16 protein-coding genes are annotated in these 19,206 nt (G+C 35.7%); 2 read left to right on the top strand and 14 right to left on the bottom strand.

Translation table 11 applies throughout. The features are described from left to right. Positions 1 to 224: 224 nt before the first annotated feature. The 8 genes from HXN26_RS08940 to HXN26_RS08905 all read right to left on the bottom strand — a co-directional run bounded on the left by HXN26_RS08940 (position 225) and on the right by HXN26_RS08905 (position 9,146). Positions 225 to 2,144: a heavy metal translocating P-type ATPase gene (locus HXN26_RS08940; protein ID WP_273160762.1), complete on the bottom strand. Its 1,920-nt coding sequence runs from the start codon at positions 2,142 to 2,144 to the stop codon at positions 225 to 227. Positions 2,145 to 2,189: 45 nt separating this feature from the next. Continuing rightward, complete coding sequence (locus HXN26_RS08935; protein ID WP_025001715.1) at positions 2,190 to 2,402, bottom strand: heavy-metal-associated domain-containing protein; 213 nt, start codon at positions 2,400 to 2,402, stop codon at positions 2,190 to 2,192. 22 nt (positions 2,403 to 2,424) lie between these two features. After that, entirely contained in the window at positions 2,425 to 3,780 is a 1,356-nt protein-coding gene (locus HXN26_RS08930; protein WP_273160759.1) for an MATE family efflux transporter, read from the bottom strand. Positions 3,781 to 4,199: 419 nt separating this feature from the next. Then, positions 4,200 to 5,339: a UDP-N-acetyl glucosamine 2-epimerase gene (locus HXN26_RS08925; RefSeq protein ID WP_273160757.1), complete on the bottom strand. Its 1,140-nt coding sequence runs from the start codon at positions 5,337 to 5,339 to the stop codon at positions 4,200 to 4,202. A gap of 8 nt (positions 5,340 to 5,347) precedes the next feature. Next, entirely contained in the window at positions 5,348 to 6,301 is a 954-nt protein-coding gene (locus tag HXN26_RS08920; protein WP_025001549.1) for an SPFH domain-containing protein, read from the bottom strand. A 35-nt stretch (positions 6,302 to 6,336) separates the two neighbouring features. Beyond that, on the bottom strand, positions 6,337 to 6,789 hold the full coding sequence (locus HXN26_RS08915) for an NfeD family protein (RefSeq protein WP_025001548.1): 453 nt from the start codon (positions 6,787 to 6,789) through the stop codon (positions 6,337 to 6,339). Positions 6,790 to 6,901: 112 nt separating this feature from the next. Next, positions 6,902 to 8,086 (bottom strand): hypothetical protein, encoded by a 1,185-nt coding sequence (locus HXN26_RS08910; RefSeq protein WP_273160754.1) that lies wholly within the window; start codon positions 8,084 to 8,086, stop codon positions 6,902 to 6,904. Between the two features lie 13 nt (positions 8,087 to 8,099). Next, positions 8,100 to 9,146, bottom strand: a complete 1,047-nt coding sequence (locus HXN26_RS08905; RefSeq protein WP_273160752.1) for a hypothetical protein — start codon at positions 9,144 to 9,146, stop codon at positions 8,100 to 8,102. A 205-nt stretch (positions 9,147 to 9,351) separates the two neighbouring features. On the opposite strand from HXN26_RS08905, the gene HXN26_RS08900 reads away from it, so the two are divergent. Then, positions 9,352 to 10,164, top strand: a complete 813-nt coding sequence (locus tag HXN26_RS08900; RefSeq protein WP_273160750.1) for a M48 family metallopeptidase — start codon at positions 9,352 to 9,354, stop codon at positions 10,162 to 10,164. Between the two features lie 553 nt (positions 10,165 to 10,717). On the opposite strand, the gene HXN26_RS08895 is transcribed toward HXN26_RS08900, so the two are convergent. The 6 genes from HXN26_RS08895 to HXN26_RS08870 form a co-directional block, all read right to left on the bottom strand. Next, positions 10,718 to 11,065: a DUF2023 family protein gene (locus tag HXN26_RS08895; protein WP_036889211.1), complete on the bottom strand. Its 348-nt coding sequence runs from the start codon at positions 11,063 to 11,065 to the stop codon at positions 10,718 to 10,720. 45 nt (positions 11,066 to 11,110) lie between these two features. Beyond that, a complete protein-coding gene (gene fldA / locus HXN26_RS08890) occupies positions 11,111 to 11,599 on the bottom strand; it encodes a flavodoxin FldA (protein WP_025001543.1) in 489 nt (162 codons plus the stop codon). 338 nt (positions 11,600 to 11,937) lie between these two features. Then, positions 11,938 to 12,813 carry a carboxylating nicotinate-nucleotide diphosphorylase gene (gene nadC, locus HXN26_RS08885; protein ID WP_273160747.1) on the bottom strand — a complete coding sequence of 292 codons (876 nt, stop codon included), beginning with the start codon at positions 12,811 to 12,813 and terminating at the stop codon, positions 11,938 to 11,940. A 43-nt stretch (positions 12,814 to 12,856) separates the two neighbouring features. Next, a complete protein-coding gene (nadA, locus tag HXN26_RS08880; RefSeq protein ID WP_273160745.1) occupies positions 12,857 to 13,849 on the bottom strand; it encodes a quinolinate synthase NadA in 993 nt (330 codons plus the stop codon). 30 nt (positions 13,850 to 13,879) lie between these two features. Then, complete coding sequence (nadB, locus tag HXN26_RS08875; RefSeq protein WP_273160743.1) at positions 13,880 to 15,478, bottom strand: L-aspartate oxidase; 1,599 nt, start codon at positions 15,476 to 15,478, stop codon at positions 13,880 to 13,882. Positions 15,479 to 15,774: 296 nt separating this feature from the next. Continuing rightward, positions 15,775 to 17,874, bottom strand: coding sequence for a S8 family serine peptidase (locus HXN26_RS08870; protein ID WP_273160741.1), 2,100 nt, complete (start codon positions 17,872 to 17,874; stop codon positions 15,775 to 15,777). A 153-nt stretch (positions 17,875 to 18,027) separates the two neighbouring features. Here HXN26_RS08870 and HXN26_RS08865 point away from each other — a divergent pair, with 153 nt between their 5' ends. After that, a complete protein-coding gene (locus tag HXN26_RS08865; protein ID WP_273160739.1) occupies positions 18,028 to 18,909 on the top strand; it encodes a hypothetical protein in 882 nt (293 codons plus the stop codon). Positions 18,910 to 19,206 lie beyond the last annotated feature (297 nt).

Raw genomic sequence — 19,206 nt, 5'->3', positions numbered from 1 at the left:
AAGTCGGGGCTTTGTGCATAAAAAAGAGGATGTATCAATTTTGACACACCCTCATGTTGATATATTACGAGTGATATACAAATTATATTACAGCTATCTAGTTCTCCCTTAAAAACCTAATATTCTGATGATTCATAGTACATTATCCTATAAAATATTTGCTTATAGCTACAACTATATAGAAACATAACTAAAAAATAATCTTAGTGAGAATACGAAGCTTTTTATTTCATCAGACGCAAACGAAGACTATTTAGTATAACACTGACACTTGAAAATGCCATTAGTGCACTTGCCCAAGAAGGTGTGATCTGCCAATTAACATCAAACAAAAATAATACTCCAGCAGCAAGTGGTATGCAAATAATATTATAAATGAATGCCCAGAATAAGTTTTGCCATATCATTCTTACTGTACGACGACTTAATAATAAAGCTTCTGGCAAAGTTATGAGATCGTCCCCCATAAGGGTGATTTGTGAAATATCCATAGCGACATCAGTTCCTTTACCAATAGCAATACTGACATCAGCTAATGCCAATGCCTGTGTATCATTTATTCCATCACCAACCATCGCCACACATTTTCCTTCATGCTGTAACTTGCGCACTATATTTTCTTTATCTTGCGGTAAAACCTTACTTTGAAAATGTTTTATACCAGCCTTTTCTGCCCAATACTTTGCAGCATCTTCTTTATCGCCACTCATCATATAAACATCTACACCACTATTTTGTAGAATCTCTAACGCTTCCCTTGCATTAGGTTTTAGAGTTTCACGTTCTTCTAAAGCTAAATCATCAGATCTTGTAAAATCAATATCTTTGTTGGGTATAGTTAATGTACCTGTTTTATCGATAACAAGTGCATTTATCTTACGTAGTTTTTCCAATGCAGCAGCATCTTTAATTAGTATTTGTTTTTCTGCTGCCTTTCCTATACCTACCATCAAAGCAGTAGGAGTAGCCAATCCCATTGCACAAGGACAAGCAATAACCAAAACAGCAATTGCTGAAAGAATTGCTTGCGGAATATAATCATTTCCTCCAATTATCCACCATACAAGAAAAGTAAAAATTGCTATTACTGTAACAATTGGAACAAAAATCAAAGCAGCTTTATCTACAATACGCTGAACAGGAGCTTTAGAACTTTGTGCATCCTGTACCATACGGATAATCTGTGCTATCATTGTATCCTGTCCTACTTGTCGTGCACGCATTCTCAGCTTACCTTGATTAGGAATTGTTCCTGCTAACACTTTATCTCCCTTACATTTCTTTGCAGGATTAGGTTCTCCTGTTATCATGCTTTCATCTATGTAGACAGCATCAGCGGTCATAAAACTTTCTGCCCAAATAACTTCACCATCTACAGGCACTTTTTCTCCAGTTCGCACCTCAAGTAAATCTCCCACTTCAATAGTAGAAATAGGGACCTCTTCTACCTTATCACCATCTACAATATGTGCAGTTTTCGGTGTCATACCCATCATATGGCGAATAGACGAAGCTGTTCCATCTTTTGCTTTCTCTTCTAAAAGTTTACCCGTAAGTACAAAAGTAATTATCATAACAGAAGCGTCGAAATAGGTATGCCACATTATTCCTCGACTTCCCCAGACAATTTCTCCCCAAAATGTATTGAAAACACTGAATAAAAAGGCTATCATCGTAGACAATGATACAAGTGTATCCATGTTAGCTAAGCCGTTTCTCATTTGTTTCCATGCAGATACATAGAAACTATGTCCACAATACAACATATTAGATAAAGCGATGATTAACGCAATTTGATTGGCAGTGCTTCTATTATCAAAATTTATCCAACCCATTGAAACCGCCATGACACCCAAAGCAAACAACCATGAAAATACTGTTTTTCGTTTCAATAAGGCAAACGCACGTTTTTCTATTTCTACTGCCGAGCGACCTTCTTCTATTACTAGATCATAGCCAATTGTATTAACAGCAGCTTTCATGTCTACCAAAGATATTTCTTCAGGATTAAAGTCTATTAATACTGAACGTGAAGGCAACGAAACTGAAGCACTGATTACACCTTTTAGGCTATTGAGTTTCTTTTCAACATTAGCGGAACATGCAGAACATGCCATACCAATAACAGGAATGTTTTTCTTCATTCTACTTTCCTCCCTTTTATTCAATTAGTTGATATTTGTAAACTATTACAATATCATTTCAAAGCGTCCTAAAGCATCGACTACACTTTTTAATAACTCTGGCTTTACTAGATTTTCATCATAAGAAACATTAACAATCTTCTCTGCCAAGTTTACTTCTGCCACTTCAACACCTACAACACTTTTAAGAGCTTGCTCAACATTTAACTTGCAATGCTCACATTTCATACCATTTACTATAAAAACCTTATTTTCCATAATCTGTAAATCTGTTGTCTTTCTATATCAGTTCTCTTTGTTCTTTACTAAATTCCCTAAATGTATAAATCGTAATCGGAACGGTAGCTATAAACGCTAATGTATCGCTCACTGCTTGGCACATCTCTACACCTAAAAGACCAAAGAATCTCGGAAGAATAAAAATTAAAGGAACAAAGAATAATCCTTGACGAGCTGCTGCCAAAAAATTAGCGCGCCAAGTTTTTCTACATGTTTGCGTAAGCATATTACTAGCCAAAATCATCGCATTGAATGGATAAGTACAAAGCTGCCATCTTAAAGCAACTACACCTATACTGATAACTTTAGGGTCGTCACGGAACAAACCAATTATTGACCCGCTGAAAATCCAACCTATAACTGTACAAACAAGCAAGAAAGCAGTACCTACTTTAACTGTAAACTTATAACCTGCTTCTAACCTATCGTACATTTTAGCTCCATAACAAAATCCACATAGCGGTTGAAAACCTTGTCCTAACCCTATGACAGTGGCGAGTACAAGCATAGATATACGATTAACAATACTCATTGCAGCAATCGCCTCATCTCCATAAGTACCAGCTGCAATATTCAATGACATTGTTGCCAAACAAGCCAACCCCTGACGAGAAAGCGAAGGACTTCCTCCTAAGAATATTTCTTTTAAAGTCAGCCACGAAGGAATAAAATTTCGGAAATAAATACCGATATTTTCTCCTTTTCTAGCCATATAAAAAAGAATAAAGAACGACACAACCTGTCCTACAAGTGTAGCAATAGCTGCACCAGTTATCCCCATATCAAATCCAAAAATAAGTATTGGGTCTAATGCAACATTCAGTATAACGCCCACAACAATTCCATACATGGCATATGCAGCATTACCTTGTAAACGCATCTGATTGTTTAAAGTGAGCGAAGAAGTAAGAAAAGGTGCGCTAAGAAGTACGATTCCCAAATATTTCTCAGTATAAGGAAGAATTGTAGGAGTACTTCCCAACAAAACCGATAAAGGTTCAAGAAATAGCAAACCAAGTGCCATTACAAACAAACCTAATAGGAATGAGAAGAAGAAACCATTCGATGCCATGCGAATAGCATTATCGCGTCGTTTTGCACCCAGCTCTCTTGATATATAATTCCCTGATCCATGCCCAAAAAAGAAACCAAATGCTTGCACAAAAAACATTAACGAATATACAATACCCACTGCTGCGGTAGCCTGCGTATTTATCTGTCCCACAAAATATGTATCGGCAATAACATATAAACTTGTTACCAACATCGAAATAATAGTGGGAATAGCCATCGTTAGCACAACCTTATGAATGGGTTCCACTGTAAGGAACGTATAATTATCTTTACCTTTATGCATAGTAACTGCAAAAGTACAAAAAACAAAATTAGAGAAAGAATATGAATATTTAATTAGAATTAAAAGTTGCGTTGACTTAACTTGAGAATAGTAGTATAAATAGTTGAAGAATGTTGTATCAATTTACAACAGACTAATTAAATTTAATCAAGTATCTACTTACGTATTTTTATTATTTTGAAGAAGGATGTCCTTTTTTCAAAGAGAATAGAAAACCTTCCATCAGAAGATAAATAATACGTAGAAAAAATATAATTACATTCCATCAAAATTATAATTATAAATTTAAAAAACGTAATTACAATTTTTTATTTTGTAATTAAAAATTTCAAACACCTAACTTATTGTAAAATCTAATAATAAAGATATAAAAATAAAAGCGGATATGCATGCATCGACATATCCGCTTTCTATTTCTTTTATTTTACTAAATCAACAAGAGTTTGAACAATGCGTTCCGCTGAACGGCCATCCCATCTATCTGGAATTGAAGTAGCTTTCCACCTACCTTCTACCATATCCGAAACTACTGCATGAAGTTTCTGTGCATCTTCACCAACAAGAATATTTGTACCTTGTTTCACAGTTTCGATATGCTCAGTATAGCTATTCAGTGTAGCACAAGGAACGTTTGTAAAAGTAGCTTCTTCTGCAACATTTCCCGAATCAGTTACAATACCTGCTGCATTCGACAATAAAAAGCTAAATTCTAAATAGCCCAAAGGTTCTACAAAGTTTAGATTTGTATGCTTTGACAGGTCAAGCGAACGCACAACTTGAGCAGCATTTTCGCGTAAAGGGGCAACAATTGGCATATCTCCCGCAGCTTCCAGCATAGCTTTCAGCATACGTCCTAAGTTTTCTTTGTTGTTCATCAACATCTTTCGGTTGAGCGTAAAGACAAGATATTGCTTTGTTTTCAAATGCAAATTGCTCACTGAATGAATATTCTCTAACGACAAACTACCCATTCGTTCACGATTAAAGCGAATATTGTCAATAAGAATATTGCCAACCATATAAACACGAGACAGTTCTGCACCTTCTTTATTTGCGATACTGTTATTACTTAGACCAGCTGTGAAAAGAACATCCGATAGTCCATCAATAACCAAACGATTAATTTCTTTCGGCATATTTATATCGAACGAACGAGTTCCTGCAGCAATATGTGCCAATGCAATACCTTGCTTTTTTGCTACAATAGCTGCAGCCATTGTCGAAGCAAGGTCGTCGACAACAACTACAACATGTGTATTGTTTTGCTGTAAATATTGCTCGAATTTTGACATTACTTGACCTGTCAATTCGTTCAAATTTTCACATTCAACACCAAGATAAACATTTGGACGTGGGATTTGTAGGTCTTCAAATAAACTATTCTCCAACGTTGGGTCGTTTTCACTTCCCGCATAAACTAACGAGTAAGCAATATTTCTACCATCCCATCCTTCGGTATGTTTCTTTTTTAGAATTCTAATAATAGGCGCTACCTTCATAAAATTAGGGCGTGCGCCACAAAATATACAGATTTTAAGTTCGCTATTTATTTTTGTCATTTGCGTTTTTATTGTCCTTTAAACATCTCTTTTATACCTCCTAATGAGCCCATTACTCCCGTTGCCTCATATGGAAGATAAACCGTCTTTTGATTTTCATTCTTTGCAAGTTCTTCCATCATTTGTATATACTTCTGTGCAATGAGGTAATTTGCAGGATTTGTGCTTTGTCCAAGAGCTTCTGTAATCTTCTGAATTGCTACAGCTTCTGCTTCAGCTACACGCATTTTTGCTTGAGCTTGACCTTCAGCAATAAGTATCGCTTGTTGTCTGTCTGCTTCAGCACGATTTATTCTTGAAGCTTTTTCACCTTCAGATTTAAGAATAGCAGCTTGTTTCTCACCCTCACTGGTAAGAATAGTAGCTCGTTTATTACGTTCTGCCTGCATTTGTTTCTCCATTGCTTGCGATACACTTTCTGGTGGTGTAATATCTTGAAGTTCTACACGATTTACTTTAATACCCCACTTGTTAGTTGCATCGTCAAGAACAGAACGTAACTTTGTGTTAATGGTATCTCGAGAAGTAAGTGTTTGGTCGAGTTCCATTTCACCAATAATATTACGAAGTGTTGTCTGCGTAAGTTTCTCTATAGCGTTTGGCAGATTGTTTATTTCGTATACAGCCTTAAAAGAGTCCATTATTTGGAAATAAAGGAGAGCATTGATTTGCATTTGAATATTGTCTTTCGTAATAACATTCTGTCTGTCGAAATCATAAACTTGTTCACGCAAATCAATAACAGTTGTGTACACATATCGTCCAGCACGAACTGCTACCATTTCTTTGGCTCTATCAATAAATGGAATGATTAAATTAACACCTGGTTGTAAAGTTGCATGGTATTTTCCCAAACGTTCTATGATGCGTGTTTCACTCTGTGAGATTATAACAACTGCTTTTTTTACAAAGATGAGTGCCAATGCTATAAAGGCAATCACGATATAAGTTCCAATGTCCATAATGATTAAGGATTTTAATTATTCATAAAAGTAAATTATTCAACTCTTTCCACTGTTACAATAATGGAATCTAAAGCAACAATACGTACTCTTGTTCCTTCCTCAATAGAAAGATTATTTACTGCAACAGCCTTCCAAGAGTCACCATCTATCTTTACTCTCCCATGTCCATTTGCAACAATTGATTCTGTAACATTACCAATTCTGCCTATTATGGCATCAGCGTTACTTAATCTTTGCTCTTTATTTATGTGTAAATACTTTAACACAATTGGTCTAATAAAGAAGACACTTAGCATACTAACTACTGCAAAGACAATGACTTGCAACATGAAGCTATCGCTAAAAGCCGACACAGCTGCTGCAAAAACACCTCCAATTACAAAACACATGATAAAAAAATCACCATTGGTTAATTCTAACACAAGGCACAAAAGGCTTACTAAAAGCCAAACTAACCAAAGATTTTCAGAAAAATATTGTATCATAGCGTTATGGATTTTTATTTGAATGTAAAGATAACACTTTAAAGTGAAACGGACAACTTTTTAGTAAAAAAAATAAAAGAGGGAGCCAAACTCCCTCTTTCCTATATTCTCCTTACTTCTTCTGCTGTGTTTCCTTTACTTTTTTAACCTTTCTGCGGTATATCCAAGCAACACCGTTATCTTCCAACGTTATGGTTTTACTTATTTCTGTTGGCCAACTGTCCTTACCAATACGTGTTTCAGTGTGCGTATATACTGCCCGGTCGGTTTCTTCCAAGGTCGTATCGGGTTCGTATTCATAATCTTCTACAACCGAATCCCATTCTGTTGTATCCCATTCTGCAGTATCAATGTAATCTGAATCAACGATTGCTGTGTCGTAATCATAATCTTCATCGGACACCATTGAATCTACCTCAACGCTGTCAATCTCAACACTATCAGCCCAATTGCCTTCATTATCGCTGCTGTAATAAGGTGTGGTGTATTTGTATAAATCGGTAATAGATGTCCATTCTCCTTGTTTATCCTTCGTTGTAATTGATGTAAAATACTTCATAAGTCTATTTGTACCGTCGAGTGGACGCCCTTTCGTAACAGTACCTTCGGTCAGCGGATTGGCAAATGTCTGAATTAAATCAAGCAGACTTGGTGCATATAAAGCATAAAGATTGGTTAAGAATCGTATAAAGGGTTTTCCCATAAGGTTCAAAGCCTGCGCTGCATAGCTATTATAGCTGTATATGGGGGCAGCTGATTCTGAAGGTTCCTCGTCATAAACCAACTTTATCAGGATTTCTGATAATTCTGCCGACATCTCTTCCGAATTGCTTACAATATATGATTTCATATCGGAAGCAAAGGTAAGAATAAGCGGACGCTTCTTTAAAATATCGCCTACATGATGATAAAACAAACTATCAGAAGCCGATTCTACTTTCTTTTTTGTATAATTGACACTCTCTAACAAGTCTACTTGTATAGTTGTAGTGAACGGAGAAACATCTAAAACTGTTAAGCGGACTTTACACGAAAGGTTGGGTTCTCGTCTTTCTACTCCACCGAAAAGGTTATTATCATCTCCTATAATAGAGGTAAAGTCGAGCATTGTGTTTATCGAATCGGGGGTACCGCTCTGTGTTTGTTCGAGTGAAAACTCGTAAACAGCAGATTGTCCTTTCTCAAACTTAGGTCTATATCCACTGTTCTTCTGTGCCCATAAACCATTGGTTGCAAGCAATGTTATGATGGTTAAGAATACTCGCATCTTATTTTGTTGTTTCTTTATTGTTTTCATCTTGTCTGTTTCTTTAATTCTTGCGTCGTCTTACTACTTGATAAATTGTGCCAACACCATTTGGATAATTGATGGTAACAGAATTTTCGTACTTTTCCAACCAACTTTTCTTATCCATTTTCACATCTATTATATTCTGAGCCTTGCACAATACCTTCCCATCGTCATATAATAGCGAATCTTCTTCATCTGTTACAATTGTATCTACATCTACATAATCCATTTCAATAGAGTCTATACTAATCGAATCTACATTACTTACATACGTGTCGTTGTCAAGTTCGTATAAACTTGAATACATATCCATATTCATTTTAAGGTTCATTTCTCTGCCTTTACCTTTTGTTACATCGCTTACAAACTTAAACGAGCCCTCTTCTTCCTTCAGTTCGCCTTTTTCCTGATGCCCATCTTCGTAACGTAAGCTATAAGCTTCAGTAAAGACTTTAAAGCCTGGTACAAACGAAAAAAAGAAAATATCTATTGCATTTTCTCTCTGCATCTCTGCTATCATCTTTTCATCAAGTTCCTCATCTCCGATATCTAAGAAAGAAAGTTTTCGTTTGCGGCTTTCAGTAATAATTTGCCTGTATAACTCATCAGTGTTGAGTACTACCCATTCGCCTAACTTTCTTGAAATCATCAAACGCAGCTTGAGACTCTTTGCCAAATTAATTATACCTAAGGTTCCCTTTGTTTCCAAACCGCTTTCAATATCTTTCGGCAACCCCATATCAATAAGCTTTAATTCCATAATATAGGCGTATGGTGTTGCTTCGAGTACTTTCAGCGAGAATTTACTTGATATTTTATCGCCAGTAGGAACCATTCTTAATATATCTAAAAAATCAAATCCTCTCAAAGGAGTTCCAAACGGAGAATATAATTCCAACCCATCAACAGTGGTATTGTCACTGTTTCGCTGATAGGTTTTCTTCAATAAATGCTCGTAAATTACGGTTTGCCCTTTCTTGAAATCGGGCAAATAAGTTCGTCTATTTTGTGCTGATATCCAAATATTTGTAAGCAGCAATATAAATAAAGTAACAGTTCTACGCATATAATATTAATTTAATATTCTTTATACTTTTATTTTTAATGTTGCAAAATTACCATTTCTAACTTAAACAAAATAAACAAAGTAGCATTATTTTTACTAAAAAGACGTAAAAACGACAATTATCGAAGAAAAAGTTTGTAATTTCGCAAAAAAATAAAAGAAGCAAACTGCAAAGCAGGATAAGATAACTTAAATAAAGAAAAAGATGAAAAGGATTAAGTACATATTGATTACTATTGCCATCGCTACACTCACTGCATGTGGAACAACATCAACGGTGCCACTTACAGGTCGCAAGCAAACGATTGGTGTATCTGATGCAGATATTCTAAGTTTAAGTAAAACACAGTATGCAAAGTTTATGTCAACTGCTAAGAAATCAACAAACACAAAAAATATTCAAATGGTAACACGTGTTGGACGTAAACTTGCTAATGCCGTAGAAACTTATTTACGCAATAATGGATATGCAAACGAGGTAAAAAACTTCCAATGGGAATTTAATCTTGTACAAGACAAACAAGCAAACGCATTCTGTATGCCTGGTGGCAAAATTGTTGTTTTTGAAGGATTATTACCTTATACTCAAGGAGAAGATGGCCTTGCAATAGTATTAGGGCACGAAATAGCGCACGCAGTAGCAAAGCATAGTGCTGAACAAATAACAAAACAACAGAACCAAAGCGTAGGAACTGCTATCTTAGGAACTGTATTGAACTCTACAATTGGAAGCGGAACTGGTGATCTTGTAAGTTCAGTAGCTTCAACAGGTTTATCACTTTTAAACTTAAAGTATAGTAGAAAGAATGAAAATGAAGCTGATTATATGGGACTTATCTTTGCAGCAATGGCTGGATACGATCCACAAACAGCTATTCCGTTTTGGCAACGTATGTCTGCCTCTTCAAAAGGTGCACCAATGGAATTCTTGAGTAGCCACCCTTCTGATGCTGCCCGCATTAAAAATATTCAAGGATGGATGCCTGAAGCTCTGAAATATTATAAAGGAAACCGATGAAGATAAGACTCTTAAAAGTCTACTGCAATGTGATAAAGAGAAAACAAAGTGCTTTTATAAATATTATATATCTTTCTTGGATTCAACATATTGCTAAATTCTTTATTTTACGTTTTAATAATGCCTATTTTGCTTGGTAAAACCTCTTGTATTACCTTACAAAACAGGCATTATTAAAATGAAAAACATATATAGGCTTTACTCATATTTCCTTCATAGGCGAACTGATTTGGTGTTGTGTGTTCAGTTAATATCCTTATATTGAAAACACTAAAGCCTTTTTTGACCAAGCTTTATAATATATGATGATGGAAAGTTCTATAATGAATAAAAATCGCAGATAGAGAACGATAACGTTCATATAATAAAACTCTGTCAAATTCACTTATAAATATTTCATTAGAACTATTTGCAATTACAAAATTAAAGAAAAAAGAAAAGGCTGACTTCACAGTCGGCCTTAATCCTATACAAAAACATTATGAAATAATTTTATTTCGCGAACAAGATTTTCACTTACTAAGATGGTATGGTCTCTACCATATCCATTATTTCATTGTATCTGATTGCAAGTGCGACATTTCCTTTCGCAATAGCGTTCGCACTGCACTCTGATATCATATCCAAGCATTGCTCCGAGTATAAAATCTTCCTCAGGAGAAAGTTGGTTTAGGGGTTTGGTTACAAATAATCGTATAGCATCTAAACACTCTTTACGACCAAAAAACAAGTTTAAACTGCTGTTTCCTACAGGCTGAATTATAAAAGGTATTTGCTGACTATGAAGTCGTGCGATAACAAAATCTTGATACTTCTTGTTAAAAGTATAAAGGACCATCTGTCGCACTCCTTTCTTGAACTCATAAATATGGTTCAGCAAGACTTTCATATCTGTTGCCATACCTTTCATAATAGTTGTAATTTTTTAGACGCTATCTACTTTTTCTTATAAAGAACCTTTGATGCTATCTAACCAAGCATCAATTCTGCTTTCGGTCTGATCGTCTTCGTTTACATCATCAAGTGCAAGACCTATAAATTTACCATCTACAACAGCATCGCTATCGTCAAATGTATAACCTTCAGTAGATACACCACCAATGATGTTTGCGCCCGCAGCAGCATCGCATATTTCTTTCATTGCACTGCAGAAAGTATCAGAATAAGACTCGCTATCGCCACAACCGAAAAGAGCAACTGTTTTTCCTGAAAGGTCAGCTTCTTTTAAAACATTCACACCATCATACCAGTCGTCTTGCAATTCACCTGCTCCCCAAGTAGAAGTTCCAAGGATAAGGTTGTCATAATTAGCAACTGTATCAGCAGAAAAATCTGTAACGTTGATTGCTTCTACACCTAATTTCTCAGCAATTGTGTTTGCAATATTCTCACATGTACCGGTTGATGAACCGAAAACTACTATTGTACTCTTCATATTTGTATTAATGTTTTGTTACGTTTGTTTTGTTTACGTTTGCAAAGATAGAGAGTTTCATTGTATCGTGCAATACCTAAAAGTAGGGGTTCTTGCAAAATACCTACTTTTAAGTAGTTGCTTATAAGACCATACACTATTTTTTCTATAAGAATAGAAGAAAAAATTAGGCTTTCATATTTTTATTTTACAATCATTAAAGAAATCGGAAGAAATCTCCTAAACGAAGTTAGTAAAACGTAAAAAAGATGGTAGTATAAAATGTTTGCTCATCTTTTACTGCCATCTTTTATCATCAGAAATTGCCATTGACACAATTTCTGAATACCTATTATATGCTATTTCATTATAAGTTTATCGCTTCCTGCAGCCTTAAAACTCATATCCAAACCTTTTACACTATGTGTTAAAGCACCAAATGAGATAAAATCTACACCTGCTTTTGCGTAGGGTATCATTGTTTCATAGGTTATTCCTCCACTTGATTCTGTTTCGCACCGACCAGAAACAATATCTACTGCCTTCTTAGTTTCCTCTGGAGTGAAGTTATCAAACATAATTCGGTCACAACCTTCTACTAATGCTTCTTCAAGTTCTTTGAAGTTACGTACTTCACATTCTATCTTTAAGTCAATTCCTTTAGCTTTACAGTAAGCCTTTGCTCTTGAAATAGCATTATGAACTCCACCGCAGAAATCTATGTGATTATCTTTTAAAAGTATCATATCAAAAAGTCCAATACGATGATTTGTGCCTCCACCAATATAAACTGCCTCTTTCTCAAGCATACGCATGCCCGGAGTTGTTTTTCGGGTATCTAAAACTCGTGTTTTTGTACCCGCATCAATAAGGGCTTGTTGATATTTATGTGTCATTGTTGCGATGCCGCTCATACGCTGAAGTATGTTAAGCATTAAGCGTTCTGTCTGTAAAAGACTTTGTTCAAGTCCTTTTACGCTCATAACTATATCTCCAGGTTTTACATGCGTACCATCTTCAATATTAACATCTATCATTAGCTTTGGGTCAAATCGATGGAAAACGCGCTTAGCAATTTCTACACCAGCAAATATACCTTCCTCTTTTATCAGTAATTTACTTTCACCCATAGTATCTGCTGGTATGCAACAAAGGGTTGTATGATCTCCATCGCCAATATCTTCGCTAAAGGCAATGTCAATTAGTTTGTCGTTTAATTCTTCTACTTTTAACATCTTACTATATATAAAAGGTGAAAAAAATTTTTGTAGCATACTACTACAAACCAAGTTTCTTTGATATTTCCAACATCTTATTAATTGGTCGTACCGCCTTTTCTGCAATTTTCTTATCTACCTCTATCAATGGCCATTCATACTTTATGCAATTGTACAACTTGGTTAATGTAATAAGTTTCATATAATTACACTCGTTGCAAGTAAATGGTTCTTCGATTGATGGCGCAGGAATAAAAGTCTTTTGCGGTGCAGACTTCTGCATTTCGTGAAGAATACCTACCTCAGTAACAACTATAAACTTTTGTGCTTCGTCGTTAATACTGAATTTCAGTAGAGCAGCCGTACTCCCAACTTTATCTGCAAGCGCAGCTACTTCACCCGTACATTCAGGATGTGCTAAAATCTTTGCATCAGGATATTGTTGCTTCAGTTGCTTTATACCTTTTGTAGAAAATCGTTCATGCACATGGCAACCACCATTCCAAAGCAACATATTACGTCCCGTAATACGATTGATGTAACCTCCGAGATTCTTATCAGGACCGAAAATAATTTTTGCATCTTTAGGGAATGATTCAACTATTTGACACGCATTACTACTGGTAACTACTACATCTGTGAGCGATTTTGTTGCAGCTGTAGTGTTTACATAGCTTATTACAGTATGGTCAGGGTGCGCTTTCACAAATTTTTCAAATGTTTCAGTAGGGCAACTCTCCGCTAAAGAACAAGATGCATTTAGGTCTGGCACTAAAATAGTCTTATCAGGACAAAGAATTTTATTAGTTTCGCCCATGAAATGCACACCACACATTATAATAATATCAACATCGGATGTAGCAGCTTTCTGAGCAAGAGCAAGACTGTCGCCTACGAAATCTGCAAGTTCTTGTACTTCTGGGACTGTGTAATAATGTGCCATAATTACGGCATTCTTTTCTTTACACATACGTTTTATCTCAGCCTTCACATCAATATTGATAGGTATTGGTTCATCTATAAAACCTTGCTCTATCCATTTCTTATCCATCATATCTTTGATATTAATTGTTTTTCTTAATTACTATTTCTTATTTTGGGTATCGTTAGCATGCTTAAGATAGTCAATTGTATAATGCAAGCCACGACTTTCCTTTCGAGCTATTGCTTGACGAGTTATTAAATAACCTACATTTATCATGTTTCGTAGTTCGCAAATATCCTTTGTTGCCTTTACTTGCTTAAAGAGTTGCTCTGTTTCTTCGTAAAGAAGATCCAGTCTACTCCATGCTCGTTTCAAACGTAAGTTACTGCGTACAATTCCTACATAGTTGCTCATTACTTCACCCACCTCCTTTACGCTCTGCGTTATCAACACGCGTTCTTCGTTAGAGAGTGTGCCTGCTTCGTTCCATTCGGGTATATCGGTATTGAATTGATAATTGTCGATAACATCAAAAGTATGTTCTGCAGCAGATTTAGCATAGACGACAGCTTCTACAAGTGAATTACTTGCCAAACGATTCCCCCCATGCAAGCCTGTACAGGCACATTCACCCACCGCATAAAGACGTTTAATTGTGCTTTCACTATTTAAATCAACCTTAATGCCACCACACATATAATGTGCACTTGGACAAACTGAAATATATTCTTTTGTTATATCAATACCTAAGCTAAGGCATTTTTCATAAATGTGGGGAAAGTGTTTTCGGGTTTCTTCAGCATTTTTGTGGGTTACATCGAGACAAACATGAGCAAGTCCATGTATTTTCATTTCGTGGTCAATAGCTCGTGCGACTATATCTCGAGGTGCAAGCGAGAGTCGTTTATCGTACTTATGCATAAACTCATCTCCATTCGGAAGACGTAGGATACCACCGTAACCACGCATCGCTTCAGTAATTAAGAAGGCTGGTCGCGTTTCTTTTGGATTATAAAGCACAGTAGGATGGAACTGTACAAACTCCATATCTGCAACTGTTCCTTTCGCTCTATACACCATTGCAATACCATCGCCAGTTGCTATTCTTGGATTCGATGTCATTCCATAAACTGCTCCACAACCACCAGTTGCCATAAGTGTAACTTTACTTAAATAGGTGTCTATTTTCTGCGTATCAGGATTTAAGATGTATGCTCCATAACATTCTATATTGGGCGTACGTCGTGTAACTTCAACTCCGAGATGATGCTGTGTTATAATTTCTACGGCATAATGATTTTCAAGAATTGTTATATTCTCATTGCTGCACACTGCAGCCATAAGTCCACGTTGAATCTCAGCTCCCGTATCATCAGCATGATGAAGTATACGAAACTCGCTATGTCCGCCTTCACGATGTAAATCATATGCGCCTTCATTATTTTTATCAAAGTTTACGCCCCAATCAATAAGGTCTCTAATTGCTTGAGGGGCATTTTTAACAACATGTTCTACTGCCTGTGGGTCAGAGATAAAGTCGCCAGCAACCATTGTATCAGCTATATGTTTATCAAAATTATCTACAGATAAGTTAGTTACAGAAGCTATACCGCCCTGCGCCTTGGTAGTATTTGCTTCATCAAGCGTAGTTTTACACACCAATACGACTTTGAATTTTCCACTATTTGCAACGCGAAGAGCATAACTCATTCCAGCTATTCCACCGCCTACTACAAGAATATCTGATTTATGTATCATGATAAAATTGTTGTTTTTCAGATCAAATGCAAAAGTAGTAATATTTTCTTAATATGCAAACACAAAGCATTTATACTTTGTATTAAATTTCAAAAAAAGGACGCTCAATTTTACACTTGACGTGTAATCTTTCAAAAATGTCTTATAAGAGAATTAAAATTGGCCTATAGGAGAATTTAGATTGTCTTATAAGACTATTTTATAGATTAACAAAACATGGTTATCAATGAGGTGTAAAAGCATATATACTCCTGAAAAATAAGATATATATTTCTCGTTGTTACTTCTACTCTCTTCTAATGTTTTACAAATTTCTGATGATTTCTAATATAGACACCCCGTGGTAAGTTGGCTTCAGAGGTTCCTGCATAACGTCCATCAAGATGATAAATGCGTTTATCATTTTCAGTTGGCTTAATAGTTTCAATAGGCGTAATACCAGCAGCTGCCATTCTCAAAACTTCTTTCAATCCTTCATACACATTTATTTCTCCATAACCATACCAATTATTCGGATATGTTAATGCTGAATCATAGCGAGTACATGTCTTACGGAATACTTCCAAACAGTCTTGTGGCGTTAGACGAGGGTATGCTTGAAGCCATAATGCGATGGTACCTGCTACTACTGGCGATGACATTGAAGTTCCGCTATTAGCATTCCAAGCATATGTTCTGTCATTATATTCAAAGTGTTTCACATCAGATGCCAATGGTCTCCCAGCATTGTTTGGGTTCATTATAAAATAGCTACTATAAGCTGAAACAATATTTTGTCCTGGTGCTACAACATCAGGTTTAGTTCGTCCATCTATTGTTGGACCAATTCCTGAAAACGATGCACGTCTTCCATCAGTACCTTTATTATAGTCCTTCCATTCGCCTAAATAGTTCAAAAATCCTCTTCGATAAGCTGTTGCTCCTACCGAAATTACACTTGGTGCACTTGATGGCGAGTGAATACTATAGCCATTATCTCCCAACTTTAACATTGGATTTATACTGTGTGGGGGAAGATATCCTCTTATGCGGTAAATGTCTATCTTAGCTTCGCTATTTTCGAACTCTATAGAAACTGGAATATCATAACCTAAATTAGGTCGGCTGGCAAGACGAATATCATAGACAATATCTTCCGCTTTAAAACTTGATTGGTAGCCGAGAATACGCCATTCATACTTCTGTCCACCTATTTTAATAGAATCAATCAACAAAGAGTCTTTACATGCAAGCACTTTATCCATTGGGATTTCCACTATTTGAGCAGAAGGACTGTTAGCAGGAACTTTTATCCGGAAGTTGAACGTTTTATCTGCCTTTACTGTGAAAAGAGCACTTTCTCGATTTCCCCACAACAAAGATTCTATATTCTTTGTACCTTTCGGCTTATAAACATGATTTATCCAATCAGCATCGTTACCAGCTGAAGCAACAATTATATGGCCAGGGCCAGACATTTTATCAAGCATTTCGTAATATAGTTGATCATAACCATGAAAATCTTGATGCCCTCCTTCGCTAAAATTAATTACACAGGGTTTACCTTGACTATCGGCATAATCGAAAATATATTTAAAACCTAATGCATCAGTTGCATAAGTGTACTTATAATAGTCTTTTCTGTCAATAAGCGCAATATTATCGCCAGCAGCATTTGCTACCATAACAATATCAGCCTCGTAAGCTATACCACGATAAGGACTTTTTTTGTCTGCTCCTTCTGCACCACTTCCAGCAGCAATTCCTGCAGTATGTGTGCCATGTGTCTGTGTAAGTCCATCTAAAGGATGTCCTATTTTCAAAAGTTCAGACCTACCACGATACTCACGTCCTACAGGTAATGTGCTGTTCAAAGTATCTTTCGAGAGTTGGTCCCAAAGAGCTTTTATTCGGTATTCAGTCATATCCATATTATAAAAGGTTGGATGGGTTAGATCAAACCCAATATCTTGTACTCCAACAACAACGCCTTTACCTGTATATGCCTGCGGCAAGTTTTGTCCACTATATACAGGAACAGCATCTACTATGGTAACAGTAGTATCCATTTGTACCCTATTACCATTTCCCGCTTCTATTCGCAACACATTCTTCTCATTTGAAAGTCCCGCGAGCTGATTTAAAGGGATAGACAATATATATATATCATCTATTTTTGCAAGTTGTCGACAAGCATACTTTTTTATTATGTTTTCAGCATTATTGCTAAACTTCGCAAATGCAGTAATAGTAGCTTCATATTTATCTATACTAATTGGACGCACCAGCCTATTTTCTCGAATAACATCGGTTGCAGCTTCTCTAACCAAAGGCGACATCTTCGTATAGTTCGGACGCTGTGCTAAAATGCCTAATACAAACAATATAAGCACTTGAAAAAGGAGTATTCTCTTCATATTATTGATTGCCTTTAATGTCTTTTCCCGTGCAAAGAAAGGAAAAAAAAATGAATTAAGCAAATATTCACAATAAATCGCATTGTATGTACGTTTCACTCTATATAAGTTTAATTACACCGTTACTTTAAATAAACAATTAAAACTATCAAAATGGAGACTAAAAGTTTATACACCTGGCGCACATTAGCCTCTTTTATGCTTGTCCTTCTATCTATGCCGTTAGGACATGCAATTATGATTATTATGGAAAATAATATGTCCAAAGATGCTGTTGAAGTTGCAGGATTTATTTTAGGATTTGTTGGATTAATAATGGTTATTATAGGTGTGTTTGCGAAAGGAGATACACGACAAACTCTTTGGGGATTTATTGGTGGCTTATTATTTTGGACTGGTTGGGTAGAATTTCTGTTTATGTACTATGCACGCCGTTATGGTGTACCTCCTGAAATAGAAAATGGACAGGTCGTTACAAAACCTGAATATTTAATTATGCCTGCTTCATTTGGTATGTGGGTTGCTATTATGGTGATGTATATTTTCTCAACTCGTAATGGTTGTGATTTTATTACATGGATACAACGCAAATGTTTCGGTCAAAAACAACGTACTATATGTGCTCAACCTATGACACGTCATACCAGCATCGTTACTTTTATGGAACTAGTCATGATGCTTTGGGGACTATATCTGCTGTTAATGTTCTGCTATGATAAGAATTTCTTAGGCGACCACCATCCTGTAACCTTCCTTATCGGTATAGGTTGCTTAATTGGCTCGCTGCTTATGTTTAAAAAGCAATTATATTTAGCTTCATGGGGAGCAAATATTCGTATGTCTATTGCTACTGTTATCGTTTTTTGGACACCTGTGGAGATACTTGGACGCATAAATTTCTTTAAAGAATTTTGGACTGAGCCTGAAAAATATGCGTGGCAAATGGCACTTATTTTAATAACTTTCATTGCACTCGGAATATACCTTTGGATTAAAGGACATAAAAAAAAGAGAATAACGAACGAGACTAATTGATAAAGATAAAATGAGAATTTGGAAATGTAATAGCCGCATAGATATTTTCTATCTATGCGGCTATTATATTATATCAATATATGAATGATGTTAAGAAGTAGTTTGGGAATTCATAATTATAAAATGAAAAAATATAATTATAAACTTTCAAATTGTAATTACATTTTTGTTCGAATATAATTATAAATTTTTCGTTAGTAGTTTTAAGCTTTATAAACGGCTATATCTAGTAGTTCCTTAATAACTATATTTCAGCATAAAGCTTGTATTGACAAGCTCTATGCTGATTCTTTTTAT

It is taken from the genome of Prevotella aurantiaca, assembly GCF_015262605.1.
GTDB classification, from domain to species: Bacteria; Bacteroidota; Bacteroidia; order Bacteroidales; family Bacteroidaceae; genus Prevotella; species Prevotella aurantiaca.
The sequence above is the reverse complement of the archived record's forward strand: the minus strand, read 5'-3'. Positions and strand labels throughout refer to the sequence as shown.